General features: G+C 59.6%; 15 protein-coding genes. 6 read left to right on the forward strand and 9 right to left on the reverse strand.

Features of this window, described 5'->3' with window-relative positions:
• Positions 1–8: 8 nt before the first annotated feature.
• The 4 genes from hisA to H6A20_RS06215 form a co-directional block, all read right to left on the reverse strand.
• Complete coding sequence (hisA, locus tag H6A20_RS06200) at positions 9–776, reverse strand: phosphoribosylformimino-5-aminoimidazole carboxamide ribotide isomerase (protein WP_204906265.1); 768 nt, start codon at positions 774–776, stop codon at positions 9–11.
• 59 nt (positions 777–835) lie between these two features.
• Positions 836–1594: a 4-hydroxy-tetrahydrodipicolinate reductase gene (gene dapB / locus H6A20_RS06205; RefSeq protein ID WP_204906266.1), complete on the reverse strand. Its 759-nt coding sequence runs from the start codon at positions 1592–1594 to the stop codon at positions 836–838.
• A 106-nt stretch (positions 1595–1700) separates the two neighbouring features.
• A complete protein-coding gene (dapA, locus tag H6A20_RS06210) occupies positions 1701–2591 on the reverse strand; it encodes a 4-hydroxy-tetrahydrodipicolinate synthase (protein WP_204906267.1) in 891 nt (296 codons plus the stop codon).
• 78 nt (positions 2592–2669) lie between these two features.
• A complete protein-coding gene (locus tag H6A20_RS06215; protein ID WP_204906268.1) occupies positions 2670–3299 on the reverse strand; it encodes a single-stranded DNA-binding protein in 630 nt (209 codons plus the stop codon).
• Positions 3300–3477: 178 nt separating this feature from the next.
• On the opposite strand from H6A20_RS06215, the gene typA reads away from it, so the two are divergent.
• From typA to hpf, 3 genes are all read left to right on the forward strand, one after another.
• Positions 3478–5307 (forward strand): translational GTPase TypA, encoded by a 1830-nt coding sequence (typA, locus tag H6A20_RS06220; protein ID WP_204906269.1) that lies wholly within the window; start codon positions 3478–3480, stop codon positions 5305–5307.
• Positions 5308–5334: 27 nt separating this feature from the next.
• A complete protein-coding gene (locus H6A20_RS06225; protein WP_204906270.1) occupies positions 5335–5949 on the forward strand; it encodes a transporter in 615 nt (204 codons plus the stop codon).
• A 104-nt stretch (positions 5950–6053) separates the two neighbouring features.
• Entirely contained in the window at positions 6054–6590 is a 537-nt protein-coding gene (hpf, locus tag H6A20_RS06230) for a ribosome hibernation-promoting factor, HPF/YfiA family (RefSeq protein WP_204906271.1), read from the forward strand.
• Between the two features lie 38 nt (positions 6591–6628).
• On the opposite strand, the gene H6A20_RS06235 is transcribed toward hpf, so the two are convergent.
• The gene (locus H6A20_RS06235; RefSeq protein ID WP_338106610.1) at positions 6629–7276 is read right to left on the reverse strand and encodes a YigZ family protein; all 648 of its coding nucleotides are present in this window, start codon (positions 7274–7276) and stop codon (positions 6629–6631) included.
• Positions 7277–7449: 173 nt separating this feature from the next.
• On the opposite strand from H6A20_RS06235, the gene H6A20_RS06240 reads away from it, so the two are divergent.
• The gene (locus tag H6A20_RS06240; protein ID WP_204906272.1) at positions 7450–10077 is read left to right on the forward strand and encodes a transglycosylase domain-containing protein; all 2628 of its coding nucleotides are present in this window, start codon (positions 7450–7452) and stop codon (positions 10075–10077) included.
• 84 nt (positions 10078–10161) lie between these two features.
• Here H6A20_RS06240 and H6A20_RS06245 read toward each other — a convergent pair whose 3' ends face one another.
• From H6A20_RS06245 to ftsH, 4 genes are all read right to left on the reverse strand, one after another.
• Positions 10162–11091 carry an ROK family glucokinase gene (locus H6A20_RS06245; protein WP_204906273.1) on the reverse strand — a complete coding sequence of 310 codons (930 nt, stop codon included), beginning with the start codon at positions 11089–11091 and terminating at the stop codon, positions 10162–10164.
• 27 nt (positions 11092–11118) lie between these two features.
• On the reverse strand, positions 11119–12051 hold the full coding sequence (gene hprK, locus H6A20_RS06250; RefSeq protein WP_204906274.1) for an HPr(Ser) kinase/phosphatase: 933 nt from the start codon (positions 12049–12051) through the stop codon (positions 11119–11121).
• A gap of 45 nt (positions 12052–12096) precedes the next feature.
• The gene (gene uvrC, locus H6A20_RS06255; RefSeq protein ID WP_204906302.1) at positions 12097–13947 is read right to left on the reverse strand and encodes an excinuclease ABC subunit UvrC; all 1851 of its coding nucleotides are present in this window, start codon (positions 13945–13947) and stop codon (positions 12097–12099) included.
• 66 nt (positions 13948–14013) lie between these two features.
• Positions 14014–15969 carry an ATP-dependent zinc metalloprotease FtsH gene (ftsH, locus tag H6A20_RS06260; RefSeq protein WP_204906275.1) on the reverse strand — a complete coding sequence of 652 codons (1956 nt, stop codon included), beginning with the start codon at positions 15967–15969 and terminating at the stop codon, positions 14014–14016.
• Positions 15970–16130: 161 nt separating this feature from the next.
• On the opposite strand from ftsH, the gene H6A20_RS06265 reads away from it, so the two are divergent.
• Positions 16131–17624 carry a DUF1846 domain-containing protein gene (locus H6A20_RS06265; protein ID WP_204906276.1) on the forward strand — a complete coding sequence of 498 codons (1494 nt, stop codon included), beginning with the start codon at positions 16131–16133 and terminating at the stop codon, positions 17622–17624.
• Positions 17625–17731: 107 nt separating this feature from the next.
• Positions 17732–19348, forward strand: a complete 1617-nt coding sequence (locus H6A20_RS06270) for a CTP synthase (RefSeq protein WP_204906277.1) — start codon at positions 17732–17734, stop codon at positions 19346–19348.
• Position 19349: the final 1 nt, after the last annotated feature.

A 19349-nucleotide genomic window follows, 5' to 3' on the forward strand; every position in this document is an offset into this window, starting at 1 on the left:
TATCCAATTCAACAGCTTTTTACCACGTCGTAGGGCACGCTGCCCCCGTAGAGATCCAGGGCGCTCCCGATCGTAAAGTCCAGTTTTCCGCCGCTGATCCGGCGGAACCGCTCCAGCTCCTCAAGGCTGCTGATCCCGCCCGCATAGGTGATGGGAACCCCGGGGACGTCCGAGAGAAGCTCCACCAGAGCGTCCTCGATCCCGGACGCCTTCCCCTCCACGTCCACGCCGTGGACGAGGAATTCGTCGCAGTACTCCCGCATCCAGTACAGGATCTCCTCCGTTAGCTGCACCTTCGTGAATTTCTGCCAGCGGTCCGTCACGATATAGTACTTCCCGTCCTTTTTCCGGCAGCTCACGTCCAGCACCACGCGGGAACGCCCCACGGCCCCGGCCAGCTTTTCCAGGTTCTTCCACTGGACCTCCCCGTCCTTAAAGACGTAGGATGTGACCACCACATGGCTGGCGCCCGCATTAATATAGGAAGCGGCATTGTCCGCATTGACGCCGCCGCCGATCTGCAGTCCTCCCGGGTAGGCCGCGAGGGCCGCCGCGGCCTGCTGCCAGTCCTCCTCAAACCAGGGCGAGGACGCGGGGTTGAGGAGGACCACATGGCCCCCCTTCAGCCCGTCTTTTTGGAACAGCCGGGCGTAGTACGCCGCGCCCTTCTCCGACACGAAGTTCTCCTGCGCCTGGTCCCTGTCATCTTGCAGGCTCCCGCCCACGAGCTGTTTTACTTTTCCGTTGTGTATGTCGATACATGGCCTGAATTTCATGCTCTTCCTCCTGCCTCAGATCTTCTCCGGTATGAGACCGCTACTCCTTCCGGCCCGCGCTACATATGGATCACATCGGACATGTCGTAGCGGCCCGGTCCCTTTCCGGCAAGGAATTTGGCGGCCGCCACCGCCCCTTTTGCAAAGAGCGCCTTGGAGTAGGCTGTATGCTTAAATTCAATGACCTCGTCCTCGCCGGCGAAGATCACTTCGTGCTCGCCCACGATCGTGCCGCCCCGGACTGCCGAGATGCCGATCTCCTGCCGGTCCCTCTTCTTTCTCTCCCGGCTCCTGTCGTACACATAGCTGTAGTCCTCTGCAAGCGCCCCGTTCATGGCGTCCGCCAGGGCGATAGCCGTGCCGCTGGGCGCGTCCACCTTCTGGTTGTGGTGCCGCTCCACGATCTCCATGTCAAACCCTTCCGCCGCCAGCACCTTCGCCGCATCCTTAAGAATCTTCATGAGCAGGTTGATCCCGAGGGACATGTTGGCGGATTTAAGGACCGCCGTCCTCCCGGCCGTCTCCTCCACCCTGGCAAGCTGCGCCTCGGACAGGCCTGTGGTGCACAGCACGACCGGCATCTGCTTCCCGGCGCACCAGTCCAGCAGATGGTCCACCGCCGCCGCGTTGGAGAAGTCGATGACTACGTCCGCCTCCACATCGCAGTCCGCGATATCCGCAAACACGGGGTAATCGTTCCGCGCCTCGGCCCGCATGTCCACGCCGGCCACGATCGCAAGATCCGGGTCTTCCCCTGCCATCCGCGTGATAACCTGTCCCATCTTTCCATTGCATCCGTGCATGATCACTTTTACCATACTCTTTATCCTCCCTTGTCCTGTAACTGTCTGCTAAAACACAAAAAGCAGAAAGGCCTCCTGCCCGTCTTCGCAGGAAACAGCCCTTCTGCCCCTCCTCTTTCTTTTATGCAAGCCTGATCCCGAAGTCACGCATGGCCTGCGCCAGGCTCTTCTCGTGCTCCGGACTGATTTCTGTGAGCGGCATGCGCAGTCCGCCGCACTCCATGCCCATCAGGTTGACCGCCTTCTTCACCGGGATCGGGTTGACCTCGCAGAAGAGCTGGTCGATGAGCGGGATCGCCTTCAACTGCAGTTCGCAGGCGCCCTTCACGTCGCCGGCAAAGAACTTCGCGCAGATGTCGTGCGTCTCCCGCGGCGCCACGTTGGACAGGACGGAGATCACGCCCTTCCCTCCCAGGGAGAGGAGCGGGACGATCTGGTCGTCGTTGCCGGAGTAGAGATCGATGTTGCCGTCCGTGAGGCTCATGATCTTCGCCACCTGGCTGATATTGCCCGACGCCTCCTTCACGCCCACGATGTTCGGCACTTCCTTCACAAGCGTCGCCACCGTCTCCGGCGCGATGTTGAGCCCTGTGCGGCTCGCCACGCTGTACATGATGATGGGGGCTTTCGCCTCCGCAGCCACCGCCTTGTAGTGGGCGATGAGGCCGCTCTGCGTCGCCTTGTTGTAGTAGGGCGTCACGATCAGCAGGCCGTCCGCGCCGTCCTCCACGGCCTCCCTCGACATATCGATGGTCGTGTATGTAGCGTTGGAACCTGTGCCGGCGATCACGGGCAGGCGTCCCTTTGCCCGCTCCACCGCAAATTTGATGCATTCCATGTGCTCCTCTTCGGATAACGTGGACGACTCTCCGGTCGTACCGCAGATGATCAGACTGTCCGTCCCGTTCTCACAATGGAAATCGATCAGTTCATCCAGTTTATCAAAATTTACGCTGCCGTCTTCGCGAAACGGAGTAACAAGCGCTACTCCCGCGCCAGTAAAAATTGCCATTGTCTTCCTCCTGCCCTTCTGAAATTAAATCTTTCAAAAAGTGTATCATCATTCATTTGCAATGTCAATGCAGCGCCCTCAATCCTCCATACATTCCAGCTTGCTCACGGACACTTCATAGGCGGTCCGCTTCTCCGACTCCGTCTCCGAGAGCCTCTTGACATACTCCCTGCTCTGGATCCGCCCCAGGATCTGCACGTGCTCCCCCACCTGGAAGGAGGCCGCGAACCGGGCGTTCCTTCCCCAGCAGATGCAGGGGATGTAGTCCGACTTCCCGTAGGGCCGGTTGACAGCCAGCAGAAGATCCGCGATCTCCCTGCCAAGGGGCGTCTTCCGGTAGACCGGCAGCTTGCAGATGTAGCCGTCCAGCAGGATGCTGTTCGTCTTCGCCCCGTCCGGCTCCTCGTCGATGAAGGACACCTCCCGCACAAAGACGGACAGGATCAGCCTGTTCTTCTGCTCGTCGTGCCGGTTGTAGGAGCGGAACTGGCCGGTTGCCATGATGAACTCCCCGGTGTAGTCCTGTGTCACATCCAGAAGCCGCTCCGAGATCATGAGCGGGATCCGGTCCTTGGAGCTGCTCAGGCGTCTCACCAGCACATCCACCATATAGAACCCTTCCCCGAACACCGTGTGGCTGAACGTGAAGCCGGACGCGATCTGCCCCATAATCGTTACCTGGTTGTTTTCAATGATCTTATCTGACATGATCTTACAATCTCCCTTCCTCCGAATCGTATTTTTATGCCTTTGAAGTCACTACCTAATTTATGCGGGAAATCCATGGATTAGAACTAAATTCTTTGTTTTTTGCCGGAAATTATGATACACTATTAAAGTTACAGAAGAATGGAATATTAATAGGAAGAGAAAAGGAAGATTTCATATGAAGACGAAACGCGAAGATGTGCGTAATATTGCGATCATCGCCCATGTTGACCACGGCAAGACAACACTGGTCGATGAGCTTTTGAAACAGAGCGGCGTGTTCCGCGAGAACCAGGAAGTGGCCGAGCGCGTCATGGACTCCAACGATATCGAGAGGGAGCGCGGGATCACGATCCTCTCCAAGAATACGGCTGTCTTCTACAAGGGGACGAAGATCAACATCGTCGACACGCCGGGCCACGCCGACTTCGGCGGCGAGGTGGAGCGCGTCCTGAAGATGGTGAACGGCGTCATCCTCGTGGTGGACGCCTTTGAGGGGGCCATGCCCCAGACAAAGTTCGTGCTGCGCAAGGCGCTGGAGCTGAAGCTCCCCGTCATCGTGTGCATCAACAAGATCGACCGCCCGGAGGCGCGGCCGGCGGAGGTCATCGACGAGGTGCTGGAGCTCCTCATCGATCTGGACGCGCCGGAGGAGCTTCTGGACTGCCCCTTCGTCTTCGCCTCGGCGAAGGACGGGTACGCCCTGCTGGACCTGGAGGACAAGCCGGCGAACATGGTGCCCCTCTTTGAGACGATCCTGGACTACATCCCGGCTCCCGAGGGGGATCCGGAGGCGGACACCCAGGTCCTCATCAGCACCATCGACTACAACGAGTATGTGGGCCGCATCGGCATCGGCAAGGTGGACAACGGCACGATCCGCACGAACCAGGACGCGGTCGTGGTCAACCACCACGACCCGGACCGTCTGATGAAGGTGCGCATCAGCCGGCTCTACGAGTTCGACGGCCTGAACCGGGTGGAGGTAAAGGAGGCGTCCGTCGGATCCATCGTGGCCATCTCCGGCATCGCGGACCTGTCCATCGGCGATACCATCTGCTCGCCGGAGAACCCGCAGGCCATCCCCTTCCAGAAGATATCCGAGCCCACCATCGCCATGCAGTTCAAAGTCAACGACAGCCCCTTTGCGGGACAGGAGGGCAAGTACGTCACGTCCCGCCACATCCGCGACCGCCTGTTCCGGGAGCTGAACACGGACGTCAGCCTGCGGGTGGAGGAGACGGAGGACATGGATACCTTCAAGGTATCCGGCCGCGGGGAGCTGCACCTGTCCGTGCTCATCGAGAACATGCGCCGGGAGGGCTATGAATTCGCCGTCAGCAAGGCGGAAGTCCTCTACCACAAGGATGAGAAGGGCAGGCTGCTGGAGCCCATGGAGACCGCCTACATCGACGTGCCGGACGAGTTCACCGGCGTGGTCATCGAGAAGCTCGGCCAGCGCAAAGGCGAGCTTCGCAGCATGGGCCCCATCGGGAGCAGCTACACCCGGATGGAATTCTCCATCCCCTCCAGGGGGCTCATCGGCTACCGGGGCGATTTCCTGACAGACACAAAGGGAAACGGTATCATGAACACGGCCTTTGACGGCTACGCGCCCTACAAGGGGGATATCCAGTACCGCAAGCAGGGCTCCCTCATCGCCTTTGAGACGGGCGAGTCCGTCACCTACGGCCTCTACAGCGCCCAGGAGAGGGGCGCCCTCTTCATCGGCCCCGGCGAGAAGGTCTACGCCGGCATGGTCATCGGCGAGAACGGCAAGACGGACGACATCGAGGTGAATGTCTGCCGCACGAAGCACCTGACCAACACCCGCTCCTCCAGCGCGGACGAGGCGCTGCGCCTGACGCCGCCGCGGGTCCTGAGCCTGGAGCAGGCGCTGGACTTCATCGACACAGACGAGCTGCTGGAGGTCACCCCCAAATCCCTGCGCATCCGCAAGAAGATCCTGGATCCCAAGCTGCGCAGGAGAAGCAACTACAACAAATAGCAACCGCCCACAACAGGAGGAAATCCCATGGGAAAATATTTTTCTGCCTTTTTGACACGTCTGACCGTATTTCTGGAGTTCTTCATCTCCATCATGCTGGCCGTAGGCATCATACTCCTCTGCGCCCGGCTGGCCGGGTCCCTGATCCACATACCGGACCTGGACGTGTATCCGAACTATGACGATCTGCTGGCCGCCTGCTTCGAGCTGATCATCGGCGTGGAGCTGATCCGCATGATGTGCTACCACACCCCCGACACGGTGTTCGAGGTGCTTCTCTTTGCCATTGCCAGGCAGATCATCATCGACCACACATCCGCCCTCTCAAGCCTGATCGGCGTGGCGGCCATCGCCGTCCTGTTCGCCACAAGGAAGTATCTCTTCTTCGGCTACGACATGCTGGAGAAAAACATATTCCGGGGCTCCTCCCGGGTGCGGGTCGTCAACAAGGTCATGGGCTGCCATCTGCCCTGCACATCCGACTCCGACACCCTGGAATCCGCCTTCTGCGCCAAGGCTGAGGCCGAGGATATCACGCCCAGGGAGGACGCCTGCGTCTACTTTGAAGACGCGGGACTTCGGATCACAAAAATGCGCGACGGAAAAATCAAGAGAATTGAAGTAATACATGCTATACATTGACAGAAAAACATGTTATACTCGATATATCAGATAGAAGTTGGTTAATGATGATTTTTGTCAGACATTATTCCATCTGAAATCATATCGCAAAGGAGTTGGACAGTATGAAATTTATCATTAGTGGAAAGAACATTGAAGTTACGCCCGGCTTAAAAGACACGATCACACACAAGCTCGGCAAACTGGAGCGGTACTTTACTCCGGATACCGAGATCATCGTCACCCTGAGCGTGGAGAAGGAACGCCAGAAGATCGAGGTGACCATCCCGGTGAAGGGAAACATCATCCGCTCCGAGCAGGTCAGCAGCGACATGTACGTATCCATTGATCTTGTAGAGGAAGTCATCGAGAGACAGCTCCGCAAATATAAAACAAAACTGATCGCGAGACACCAGGACGGCGGCAATTTCCGTCAGGAGTTCTTCGACGAGGCGGACACGCCCGGAAGCGACGAGGAGATCCGCATCGTGCGGACCAAGCGCTTCGGCATCAAGCCCATGTACCCGGAGGACGCCTGCATCCAGATGGATCTTCTGGGACACGATTTCTTCGTATTCTGCAATGCGGAGACGGACGAAGTCAACGTGGTGTACAGAAGAAAGGACGGAACCTTCGGCCTGATCGAGCCCGAGTTCCAGTAAAAGATTTTATAAGGCGATAAAAAATACAGGTCCCGGCATCATGCCAGGACCTGTATTTTTCCGTCCTCCTTAGCGTAGAAGCAGGCTCCCCTCTCTGCAAGGATGGCCCTGCCTCCGGTTCCGTCCGTCAGCTCCTCCAGAAGCGCCTCCTTCTCCCCGGCGGGGACAAGCGCCTCCAGATCCACCTTCTCCGCGTAGGCGCTCGCAAGCACCGGTATCCCCCTCTCGCCCAGGAGATACTGGATCCTGCCCAGATCCGGGTACTCCGCCGTGATCCCCAGGCGCACGCCCTCTCTTCTTACAACGACCCGGGAGGCGGCAAGCCCCTCCTTCGCGGCCCCCTGGTAGGCGCGGACGAGGCCGCCCGTCCCGAGGAGGGTGCCGCCGAAATACCGGGTGACCACCACGGCCGTGTCGTGCAGGTTCTCCCCCAGCAGCACATCCAGCATGGGGCGCCCCGCCGTGCCGCCCGGCTCCCCGTCGTCGCTGTAGCGCTGGACCTCCTGGCGCTCCCCGATGACATAGGCATAGCAGTTATGCCTGGCGTCCCAGTATTGCTTGCGCACGGACTCTATGAAGGCCGCCGCCTCCTCCTCGCTCTTCACCGGGCGGACCGTGGCGATGAACCTCGATTTCTTCTCAGTGATCTCTCCCTCGCCGCCCTGCAGCACCATCCTGTATTCCACTTCCGCATTCTCCCCTTTCCGGCAGCCCCGCAAAATCCGGCAGATGCCGTCATTACCTACTACTATACTGCATTTCTTAAGTTTTTCCTACCGAAATGTGAAGTTTTCATTTTTTTCTTTATTTCAACAGGCAGATTTGCTATAATGTCTAAAGTATGAAGGAGGCTGAATACATGAATTATGGAAAGAAGAAGGCTTCTAAGAGACAAAAGCAGATCTCTTCCAAAGCGGCCATGCAGGGGAAGCGCGTCTCCGTGCGCCTGCTGAAGGGTTTCATCCTGTGCGTGCTGGCCATCTGCCTCATCGGGCTGATCGGCGGTCTGCTCTTTGCCAAGAGGATCCTTGACAATTCGCCGGAAGTCACGCCGGACGACGTCCGCCCCAAGGGGTACACGACCATCGTCTACGCGGACGACGGAGCCACGGAGCTGGAACGGTTCGTAGAGGCCGGATCCAACCGTGAATACAAATCCATCGACCAGATCCCCAAGGACCTGCAGCATGCGTTCGTGGCCATCGAGGACGAGCGCTTTTACGAGCACAACGGGATCGACCCCCAGGGCATCCTCCGCGCGGCTGTGCAGGGCATCTCCTCCGGGGGCAACTTCTCCCAGGGCGCCAGCACACTGACGCAGCAGCTCATCAAGAACAACGTCTTCCCGGATTTCGTGAACGAGGAGACTTTTTACGACCGGCTGGAGCGGAAGATCCAGGAGCAGTTCCTCGCCCTCGACATCGAGAAGCAGATGTCCAAAAACGAGATCATGGAGGCTTACCTGAACACCATCAACCTGGGACAGAACACGCTGGGCGTCCAGTCCGCTTCCAAGCGGTACTTCAACAAGGATGTGTCCGAGCTCACCCTGTCCGAGTGCGCGGTGCTGGCGGGCATCACCCAGAACCCGTCCCTGTACAACCCCATCACCAACCCGGAGGACAACGCGCGGCGCCGCACGGAAGTGCTGGATAAGATGCTGGATCAGGGATACATTAACCAGGCCGCCTACGATGAAGCGATAGCGGACGACGTCTACAGCCGCATCCAGGCTGTCGACGGCACCATCGGCGAGGATTCGCCCTATTCCTATTTTATAGACGCCCTCTCCGAGCAGGTCATCGACGACCTCATGTCCCGTCTCGGATACACGGAGAGCCAGGCCTACAACGCCCTCTACAGCGGCGGCCTGACCATCATCTCCACGCAGAATACTACCATGCAGCAGATCTGCGACGAGGAGATGAACAACGACGCCAATTTCCCGTGGCTGAAAGAATACGGCCTCTCCTACGCGCTGACTGTCACCCGCGCGGACGGCACCATCGAGAACTATGGTTCAGAGGCTGTGGAGGCATACCGGGAGAGCACCTACGGCATAGAGTCCGCGCTGACCTTCTCGTCTGAGGATCAGGCCAGAGCCATGGTGGAGGAGTGGAAGGCGACCATCGCCCGGGAGGGCGACACCTACGACGAGCGCATCACCATCACGCCTCAGCCCCAGGCTTCTGTCACCATCATGGACCAGGCCACCGGGCAGATCAAGGCTATGGTGGGCGGACGGGGCGCCAAGGAGACGAGCCAGAGCCTGAACCGGGCCTACCGGGGTTCCAAGCGCCAGCCCGGATCCTGCTTCAAGATCGTCGCCACCTACGCGCCGGCTCTCGATACAAACCAGGTGACGCTGGCCACTGTCTTCGACGACAAACCGTGGCATTACTCCAACGGAACCGAATTTAAAAACGTAGGCAACGCCTATTATGGGAACGTCACCGTGCGCGAGGCCATCGCCCAGTCCATGAACTCCGTAGCTGTACAGACGATTCAGCAGATCGGTCCCCAGCTTGGGTACGAATATGCGAAGGACAACTTCCGCATGAGTACGCTGGTAGAGGATGACATGTACGAGCCGATCGCTCTGGGAGGCGTCAACGGTGTGTACAACTATGAACTGTGCGCAGCCTTTGCATCCATCGCAAACAGCGGCACGTACAATACGCCGACGCTGTACACCAAGATCCTGGACCATGACGGCAATGTGCTGATCGAGAATCCCACAGAATCGCACCAGGCAGTCAAGGACAGCACCGCCGCACTGCTCACCAGCGCCATGGAGAGCGTTGTGCAGGAAGGAAGCGGCCGCGCGGCTGCCCTGGACAACATGCCGGTGGCCGGCAAGACCGGAACCGCTGACAACGACAAGGACATCTGGTTCTGCGGTTTCACCCCCTACTACACCTGCGCGGTGTGGGGCGGTTATGACGATCCTAAATCCATGACCAACATTGATACAACCTTCCGTTTCCGGATCTGGAAGTCTATCATGAGCCGCATTCACGCGGGACTGGAGACGAAAGACTTCTCTATGCCCGCCTCGGTAGAGCAGAAGACAGTCTGCACCCTCTCCGGCCAGCTTGCACGGCCGGGCTGTCCGGCTGTAACAGAATTTTTTGCAGCGGACAACTCGCCCACAGAAGCCTGCCCGGGACATGGTTCTTCCGGCGGCGGAAGCGGATCGGAAAGCTCCGGCGGCAATGCTGCTGCGGATCCCAATGCCGGCACCGGTTCCGCACCGGCGGCTGATCCAAACGCAGGCGGCAGCACCGGCGGCAATACCGGCGGCGGCACAGATCCCGGCACCGGCGGCGGCACGGATCCCGGCACCGGCGGCGGCACGGATCCCGGCACCGGCGGCGGTACGGATCCCGGCACCGGCGGCGGCACGGATCCCGGCACCGGCGGCGGCACGGATCCCGGCACCGGCGGCGGCACGGATCCCGGCACCGGCGGCGAAACAACCGGATAACAGCAAAAAAAGAGATGTACGCGATATGCGTACATCTCTTTTTTTGCTCCTGATTCGATCCGGGCCCTGTAAAGCCGGATCCGGTCAGATGATGAGCCTGGCCGCGCCGCAGATCCCCGCGTCGTTTCCGAGGGTCGCCAGCACGATCTGCGTGTCCATATTGGCGAAGAAGGCCTTCTCCCGGAAAGGCTTCTCGATAAACGGAAGAAGGGCTTCCCCCGCATGGGAGACGCCGCCGCCGATCACGATCCGCTCCGGATCCGCCACAACGGCAAGGTTGGCAAGGGCATAGCCGAGATAGCGCCCGAACTCCTCCGCGATCTCTGTCGCTGTCTCATCCCCTTGTTTCACCGCGTCAAAGACAGTCTTCGCGCTTATGTTCTTTCCCTCCAGGAGCGTCTTTCCGTGGGGTTTGGAAAGCCGGATCCTGGCCAGCCTGGCAATGCCGGTGGCCGAGGCATACTGCTCCAGACAGCCCTTCCTGCCGCAGCCGCACGCCTGCGTCTCCTCATAGTTCACACAGATGTGTCCGATCTCTCCGCCGGCCCCGTGGGCGCCGTCCAGGATGTTCCCGTGGCAGATCACGCCGCCGCCCACGCCTGTGCCCAGGGTCACCATGACCATGTCCTGGCAGCCCTTCCCGGCGCCGAGCCACATCTCACCCAGGGCCGCCACATTGGCGTCGTTCCCGATCCTGGCCCGGATCCCCGGCAGGAGTTCCTCCAGTTCCTTTTTCACGTTCTTGTATCCCCAGCCGAGGTTGGCTGTGTTTTTCACAATGCCGTCCTTCACCGGCGCGGGGACGCCCATGCCGACACCGACGGTATCGCTGGCGGATATGCCTCTCTCCTCCATCTTCGCCCGGATGGAAGCCGCGATATCCGGGAGCACATTCCTCCCCTCATCTTCCGTGCGGGTCCTGATCTCCCACTTCTCGAACAGCTCTCCCTTCGGCGAGAACAGTCCCATCTTCACCGTGGTGCCGCCCACGTCCACTCCGAAACAATACTTCATCTTCTCTATCCTTTCTCCCTTCCTCTTCTAGTCATCCGACTTTCTGGCAAGGTTGCGCTGCACCCGCTTGTACAGCTCCTCCGCCGCATTGTAGCCCATCTTCTTCTGCCTGTAGTTGATGGCGGCCGTCTCGACGATGATGGACAGGTTCCGGCCCGGCCGGATGGGCAGCTGGTGGCAGACAACCTTGTTGCCGAGGAACTCTGTGTATTCCTCCTCCATGCCCAGCCTGTCGTACTTCTTCTCCCGGTCCCAGTCCTCCAGGGTAATGACAAGCTCTATGTTCTGCGTCTCACGCACGCTCTGCACACCGTAGAGCATCCGCACGTCCACGATGCCGATGCCCCGCAGCTCGATGAGATGCTTGGTGATATCCGGGGCGGTTCCAACGAGCGTATCGTCGCTGACCTTCCGGATCTCCACCACATCGTCGCTGACGAGGCGGTGGCCCCTGCGCACCAGCTCCAGGGCAGCCTCGCTCTTGCCGATGCCGCTCTCTCCCATGATCAGCACGCCCACGCCGTACACATCCACAAGCACGCCGTGGATGGAGATGCAGGGCGCAAGCTGCACGTTCAGCCAGCGGATCAGCTCCGCGGTGAACACGGACGTCTTCATCTGCGTGGAGAAGATCGGCACATCCATCCGGGCGGCCTTCTCCAGCAGCTCATCGTCCGGTCTCAGGTCCCGGCAGAAGATGATGCAGGGGATCTTGTAGTCCAGCAGCGTGTCATACACCTTATGCTTCGTCTCCGGATCCATCTGTTCCAGGAATGTATACTCCACGTATCCGATGATCTGCACCCGCTCCGCGTCGAAGTGGTCGAAGAATCCTGTGAGCTGCAGGGCCGGGCGGTTGATGTCCGGCACTTCCACATACTTGTCGGCAAGACCCACATCGGGCGTCAGGTTTTTCAGATCCATCTTCTCAACGACTTTCTGAATAGCTATTTTCGACATGTCCTATCTCCTTTTTCCTAAAAATACTGTGTTAAGTATATCATATCAGTGAAAAAACTTATAGACTTCCTGCGCGGATTTTTCGTTCATGCTGGGCAGTTTTTTCAGGTCCTCCACCTCCGCGGCCCGGATCTCGTCCAGGCTTGCGAAATGCTTCATCAGGTCCTTCCTTCTGGCCGGCCCCACGCCCGGGATGTCGTCCAGGATGGAGTGCACCTGCTCCCTGCTGCGCAGCTTGCGGTGGAACTCAATGGCGAAGCGGTGGGCCTCGTCCTGGATCCGGGTGATCAGCTTAAACCCCTCCGAGTTCCGGTCGATCGGGATCTCCTCATTGCGATAGTAGAGCCCCCTCGTGCGGTGGTTGTCGTCCTTCACCATACCGCAGACCGGGATGTCAAGATGCAGATCAGCGAGCACCTGAAGGGCGATATTCACCTGGCCCTTTCCACCGTCCATGAGGATGAGATCCGGAAATACGTGAAAGCTCCCGTTCTCCTTCCCTGCCTCCTGCTCTTCCATGCCGTGGCGGAACCTCCGCGTCAGCACTTCCTCCATGCTGGCGTAATCGTCCGGCCCCTGGACGCTCCTGATGCGGAACTTCCGGTAGTCGCTGCGCTTTGGCTTTCCCTTTTCGTAGACCACCATGGATCCGACGGAGGCGAACCCGCTTATGTTGGATATGTCGTAGGCCTCCATCCGGTCCAGCTTCGCAAGCCCGAGAAGGCGTGCGATCTCCTTCACGGCCCCGATGGTGCGCCCCTCCTCCCGCTTCAGCCTCTCCCGGTCCGTGGAGAGGACAAGGGCCGCGTTCTTCTGCGCCAGCTCCACCAGTTTCTCCTTGCTTCCCTTTCTGGGCACCCGGATGCGGACCCTGTGTCCCCGCCTCTGGGTGAGCCACTCCTCCAGCACCTCCCCGTCCTCGATCTCCTCCTGGAGCATCAGCTCGGCAGGGATATAGGGCGTGCCCGCGTAGAACTGCTTGACAAAGCTGGACAGGATCTCCCCTGTCGTCTCAGCGCCGCTGCGCCGCAGGTAGAAGTGGTCCCGCCCGATCAGGCGGCCGCCCCGGATAAAGAACACCTGCACCACCGCGTCCTCCCCGTCCACGGCGGCTGCCAGCACATCCCGGTCGCTGCCGGCCGTGTCCGTGATCTTCTGCTTCTGGGCGATCTTCTTCACACTCCCCAGCAGCTCCCTGTACTCGATGGCCTTCTCGAACTCCATGTCCTCCGACGCCTGCATCATCTTCTCTTCCAGCTCCCCAAGGACGCTGTCGTAGTTCCCGCTCAGGAACCGGAGCACCTCATCGATGGACTTTCTGTACTCCTCCTGGGAGACATAGCCCTGGCAGGGCGCGTTGCACTGGTGGATGTGGTAGTTCAGGCAGGGCCGCTCCTTCCCTGTGTCCCTGGGAAGACGGCGGCTGCAGCTGCGGACTTTGTAGATCTTGCGGATCAGCTCGATGGTGTCCCGGACGGCCCCGGCGCTTGTGTAGGGGCCGAAGTATTTCGCCCGGTCCTTTGCCATCCGCCTGGCCAGGAGCACCCGGGGGAACGGCTCGTCCACCGTCACCTTGATAAAGGGATAGGCCTTGTCGTCCATGAGCATGGTGTTGTATTTGGGCCTGTGCTCCTTGATGAGATTGCACTCCAGCACAAGGGCCTCCAGCTCCGAGTCGGTCACGATGTACTCGAACCGGGTGATGTGGGTGACCATCTGGTCTATCTTCACCCCTTTGCTCCGGCTCGCCTGGAAATACTGGCGCACCCGGTTCTTGAGGCTGACGGCCTTCCCCACATAGATGATCTCGTCTTTCTCGCCGTGCATCAGGTAGACGCCGGGCTTCCCAGGCAGTTTCTTCAGTTCTTCCTGTATGTTGAAATCCGTATTTTCCATGCTACTCATTATACTGTGCCGCACAAAAAAGGACAAGGGATTTCTCCCCTGTCCTGCTCTTTTCTGTTATGCCTGCGCGTCGGATGTCTCCTCTCCGCCCCCGGCCGCCGCGTCCGCCTCCTTCATGGCGATGCGCGACTCCGGCTGGGTCTCCCCGTCCTTCTGCGGGATGCCCTCCACCTGGTGGAGGATCTCCATGAACTCCTTGCCGGTGATGGTCTCCTTCTCGATCAGGAAGGCTGCGATCTGATCCAGCGCGTTCCGGTGCTCGCCAAGAAGCCGCTTGGCCTCCTCGTAGGCGTTTTTAAGCATCTTCATCACTTCCTTGTCGATCTCGGAAGCTGTCTCCTGCCCGCAGTTCATGACCGGGCGGCCGTCCAGGTAGCGGCTCTGGATGGACTCCAGGCCGATCAGCCCGAACTTCTCGCTCATGCCGTACTGGGTGATCATGGCGCGGGCGATGCTGGTCGCCTTCTCGATGTCATTGGAAGCGCCTGTGGTCACCGTGTCAAACACGATCTCCTCGGCGGCGCGGCCGCCCAGCATGCCGACAAGCATCGCTTCCAGCTCCTTCTTTGTATTGAGGAATTTCTCCTCCTCCGGCGTCTGCATCACGTAGCCCAGGGCGCCCATCGTCCTGGGAACAATGGTGATCTTCTGCACCGGCTCCGCATCCTTCTGCAGGGCGCTCACAAGGGCGTGTCCCACCTCGTGGTAGGAGACGATCCTTCTCTCCTCCTGGCTCATGATGCGGTCCTTCTTCTCCTTGCCTACCAGCACCACCTCCACGGCCTCAAAAAGGTCGCTCTGGGACACGGCGTTCCTGCCGTGTTTGACCGCGTTGATGGCCGCCTCGTTGATCATGTTGGCGAGATCCGAGCCCACGGCGCCGGACGTGGCCAGCGCAATGGCCTCCAGATCCACCGTCTCGTCCATCCGCACGTCTTTGGAGTGCACCTTCAGCACGTCGATGCGCCCCTTCAGGTCCGGCTTCTCGACGATGATCCGCCGGTCGAAGCGCCCCGGGCGGAGCAGCGCGGGATCCAGGATCTCCGGCCGGTTGGTGGCGGCCAGGAGCACAAGCCCCTTGTTGCTCTCGAAGCCGTCCATCTCCGCCAGGAGCTGGTTCAGCGTCTGCTCGCGCTCATCGTTGCCTCCCAGCTGGGTGTCGCGGCTCTTGCCGATGGCGTCGATCTCATCGATAAAGATAATGCAGGGCGCCATCTGCTGGGCCTGCTTGAACAGATCCCTGACCCTGGAAGCGCCGACGCCCACGTACATCTCCACAAAGGCGGAACCCGAGAGGGAGAAGAAAGGCACCCTGGCCTCCCCGGCCACCGCCTTGGCAAGGAGCGTCTTACCGGTTCCCGGCGGCCCCACAAGGAGGGCGCCCTTGGGCAGCTTCGCGCCTACGCTCGTGTATTTTCCCGGATTGTGGAGGAAGTCAACGACCTCCTGCAGGGACTCCTTGGCCTCGTCCTGTCCGGCCACATCCCGGAAGGTGACGCCCGTCTCCTTCTCCACATACATCTTGGCATTGCTCTTGCCGATCCCCATCATGCCGCCGCCCTTGGACATCTTCCGCGTAAACCACACGAAGAGCCCCACGATGCAGGCGATGGGCACGAAGGTAAAGATGATATTGAGCAGCATGGCCGACGTGGTGTCCGGAATGTCCTGGTTGACCTCCACCCCCGCCTCCAGCAGCCTGTCCACAAGCTTGTCGTCGTTGACGATGCCTGTATAGTATTCCTTCTGGATGTTCGTGTCCTTGTCTTTCTTGGTCGTGATATTGATCTGGCTGCTTCCGATGTCAACCTTCTCGATATCCCCGTCCTCCACCATCTTCAGGAATTTATTGTACGAGATCTCCTCCGCGCTCTCCATATTCTGGAACTGAAAAAGGAACAGCACCAGTACGGACGTGATGAGCGTCACCAGAAGGACGAACGAGACGCCCTGCCGGTTGTTCCGGTTCGGATCCTGGTTGTTGTTTCGGTTCTGGTTATTCTGGTTATCCATATATCTCCTCCTGTACGTATGTACCATCTTATTATAAGTATCCCTTTTTTTAAAATCAATAAAAACATTATGAAAAGATTGTAAACTCAGGCGTTCCTGTAGTATACTTGTGAAGGAAATGTTTATTTATATTTACATAAACCTCAGAAAGGAACCTGCTAATGAAAATCGGATTCGACAACGACAAATATCTGAGTATGCAGTCCTCCCACATCCGTGAGAGGATTGACAAATTCGGGGGAAAACTGTATCTGGAGTTCGGCGGAAAGCTGTTTGACGACTATCACGCCTCCCGCGTCCTGCCCGGCTTCCAGCCGGACAGCAAGCTGCGCCTCTTAAAGCAGCTTGCCGACCAGGCCGAGATCGTCATCGTCATCAGCGCCGGCGACATCGAGAACAACAAGGTCCGGGGCGACCTGGGGATCACCTACGATTCGGATGTGCTGCGCCTGCGGGATGAATTCATCCGCGCCGGCCTCCACGTAGGAAGCGTTGTGATCACCCAGTACAGCGGCCAGAACAGCGCGGACCTCTTCAAGGCCAGGCTGGAGCGGCTCGGCATCCGCGTCTACCTCCACTATCTCATCCCCGGCTACCCGGGCAACGTCCCCCTCATCGTCAGCGACGAGGGCTACGGGAAAAACGACTACATTGAGACGACCCGCCCCCTCGTGGTCATCACAGCCCCCGGCCCGGGGAGCGGGAAGATGGCCACCTGCCTCTCCCAGCTCTACCACGAGCACAAGCGTGGCGTCCAGGCCGGGTACGCCAAGTTCGAGACCTTCCCGATCTGGAACATCCCGCTGAAGCACCCGGTAAACCTAGCCTACGAGGCGGCCACGGCGGACTTAAACGACGTGAACATGATCGACCCCTTCCACCTGGAAGCCTACGGGGAGACGACCGTCAACTACAACCGGGACATCGAGATCTTCCCCGTTCTGAAGGCGACCTTTGAGCGCATCTACGGGGAGAGCCCCTACAAGTCCCCCACGGACATGGGTGTGAACATGGCCGGCAACTGCATCTGCGACGACGATGTGTGCCGGCAGGCCTCCCTGCAGGAGATCATCCGCCGCTACTACGACACGATGGACCGGTTCATCTCCGGCGCCTGCTCGGAGCAGGAGGTGTTCAAGATCGAGATGCTCATGAACCAGACCGGCATCACCGTCCACGACCGTCCTGTTGTGGACGCGGCCATGAAGCGGGCGCAGGAGACCGGCGCTCCCGCCGCGGCCCTGGAGCTGGACGACGGGCGGATCATCACCGGCAAGACGAGCGACCTGCTCGGCGCCTCCGCGGCCCTTCTCCTCAATGTACTCAAGGAGCTGGCCGGCATTGACCACGAGCTCCACGTGATCTCCCCGGAGGCCATCGAGCCCATCCAGAAGCTAAAGGTCAACTACCTGGGAAGCCGCAACCCGCGGCTCCACACGGACGAGGTGCTCATCGCCCTCTCTGTCAGCGCCGCCACGGACCGGAACGCCCAGCTCGCCCTGGAACAGCTCCCGAAGCTGAAGGGCTGCCAGGTCCACACTTCCGTCATGCTCAGCTCCGTGGATGTGAAAGTTTTCAAAAAATTGTTTGTCCAGGCGACTTTTGAGCCAAAATATGAAAAAAAGGCTGGTCATCTGGAAGAGAAAGAGTTATAATATGTTTTTAAAATACCGCGGGGTCTTCCGGCGCTTCATCGGCCGGAGGACCCCCGGCCGTTTTAAGGGTAGCCAGCAGACACAGCAGACAGACAGGAGGAAAAGTTATGGCAGTCAAGTACGTATTTGTAACCGGCGGCGTTGTATCCGGACTCGGGAAAGGCATCACGGCCGCGTCCCTCGGACGTCTCCTAAAAGCCCGGGGCTACACGGTGACCATGCAGAAGTTCGACCCCTACATCAACATCGACCCGGGCACCATGAACCCGGTGCAGCACGGGGAGGTCTTTGTCACGGACGACGGGGCGGAGACAGACCTGGATCTGGGGCACTACGAGCGCTTCATCGACGAGAGCCTCACGAAGAATTCCAATGTGACGACAGGCAAGATCTACTGGTCCGTGCTCCAGAAAGAGCGCAGGGGTGATTTCGGCGGCGGCACCGTGCAGGTGATCCCCCACATCACAAACGAGATCAAGAGCCGTTTCTACCGGAATCCCGGGGCAAAGGACACCGAGATCGCCATCATCGAGGTGGGCGGCACGGTGGGCGACATCGAGAGCCAGCCGTTCCTGGAAGCCATCCGGCAGTTCCAGCACGAGAAAGGACACGAAAATGTCGTCCTCATCCACGTGACCCTGATCCCCTACCTGAAGGCGTCCCAGGAGATGAAGACAAAGCCGACTCAGGCCAGCGTCAAGGACCTGCAGGGCATGGGCATCTGGCCGGATGTGATCGTGTGCCGGTCCGAGCACCCGCTCACCCGGGAGATCCGGGAAAAGATTTCCCTGTTCTGCAACGTGCCGGCTGACCATGTGCTCCAGAACCTGGATGTGGACTACCTCTACGAGGCGCCCCTGGCCATGGAAAAAGAGCATCTGGCGGATGTGGTGTGCCAGTCCCTCCATCTCCCCTGCCCCGAACCGGACCTGAAGGAGTGGGCCGAGATGGTGGAGTACCTGAGGAGCCCCAACACGGAGGTCACGGTGGCCCTCGTGGGAAAATATATCCAGCTCCACGACGCCTACATCAGTGTGGTGGAAGCCCTGAAGCACGGGGGCATCTTCTCCCGGGCCACAGTCAACATCAGGTGGGTTGACTCGGAGACTGTCACTGCCGGCAATGTGGGTGAACTCCTGGGCGGCGTCAGCGGCATCCTCGTGCCCGGCGGCTTCGGCAGCCGGGGGATAGACGGAAAGATCGAGGCCATCCGGTACGCCCGGGAGCACGGCGTCCCCTTCCTCGGCCTCTGTCTCGGCATGCAGCTTGCCATCGTGGAGTTTGCCCGGGACGTAGTTGGCTTCCACGACGCCCACAGTGCAGAGCTCAACCCGGACACCACCCACCCGGTGATCCACATCATGCCGGACCAGATCGGCATCGAGGACATCGGCGGCACCCTGCGGCTGGGCTCCTACCCCTGCGTGCTGGATAAGAGCTCCAAGGCCTACGCTCTCTACGGCGCGGAAGAGATCCACGAGCGCCACCGCCACCGCTACGAGGTGAACAACGATTACCGCGATGATCTCACCTCCCACGGCATGCTCCTCTCCGGCCTGTCCCCGGACGGCCGCATCGTGGAGATGGTGGAGATCCCGTCCCACCCCTGGTTCATCGCCACCCAGGCCCATCCGGAGCTGAAATCCAGGCCCAACCGGCCCCATCCGCTCTTCAAAGGGTTCGTGGAGGCCGCGCTGCGATACCAGGCAGAACATAAGAAATAGA

The sequence above is a fragment of the Mordavella massiliensis genome (assembly GCF_016901695.1).
Taxonomy (GTDB): domain Bacteria; phylum Bacillota; class Clostridia; order Lachnospirales; family Lachnospiraceae; genus Claveliimonas; species Claveliimonas massiliensis_A.

Bases quoted from the DNA above. Each gene is read 5' to 3' on its own strand.
- hisA (WP_204906265.1), bottom strand. From the start codon at position 776: ATGAAATTCAGGCCATGTATCGACATACACAACGGAAAAGTAAAACAG.
- H6A20_RS06215 (WP_204906268.1), bottom strand. From the start codon at position 3,299: ATGTCAGATAAGATCATTGAAAACAACCAGGTAACGATTATGGGGCAG.
- hprK (WP_204906274.1), bottom strand. From the start codon at position 12,051: ATGTCGAAAATAGCTATTCAGAAAGTCGTTGAGAAGATGGATCTGAAA.
- ftsH (WP_204906275.1), bottom strand. From the start codon at position 15,969: ATGGATAACCAGAATAACCAGAACCGAAACAACAACCAGGATCCGAAC.
- dapA (WP_204906267.1), bottom strand. From the start codon at position 2,591: ATGGCAATTTTTACTGGCGCGGGAGTAGCGCTTGTTACTCCGTTTCGC.
- H6A20_RS06240 (WP_204906272.1), top strand. From the start codon at position 7,450: ATGAATTATGGAAAGAAGAAGGCTTCTAAGAGACAAAAGCAGATCTCT.
- dapB (WP_204906266.1), bottom strand. From the start codon at position 1,594: ATGGTAAAAGTGATCATGCACGGATGCAATGGAAAGATGGGACAGGTT.
- uvrC (WP_204906302.1), bottom strand. From the start codon at position 13,947: ATGGAAAATACGGATTTCAACATACAGGAAGAACTGAAGAAACTGCCT.
- hpf (WP_204906271.1), top strand. From the start codon at position 6,054: ATGAAATTTATCATTAGTGGAAAGAACATTGAAGTTACGCCCGGCTTA.
- H6A20_RS06245 (WP_204906273.1), bottom strand. From the start codon at position 11,091: ATGAAGTATTGTTTCGGAGTGGACGTGGGCGGCACCACGGTGAAGATG.
- H6A20_RS06270 (WP_204906277.1), top strand. From the start codon at position 17,732: ATGGCAGTCAAGTACGTATTTGTAACCGGCGGCGTTGTATCCGGACTC.
- typA (WP_204906269.1), top strand. From the start codon at position 3,478: ATGAAGACGAAACGCGAAGATGTGCGTAATATTGCGATCATCGCCCAT.
- H6A20_RS06225 (WP_204906270.1), top strand. From the start codon at position 5,335: ATGGGAAAATATTTTTCTGCCTTTTTGACACGTCTGACCGTATTTCTG.
- H6A20_RS06265 (WP_204906276.1), top strand. From the start codon at position 16,131: ATGAAAATCGGATTCGACAACGACAAATATCTGAGTATGCAGTCCTCC.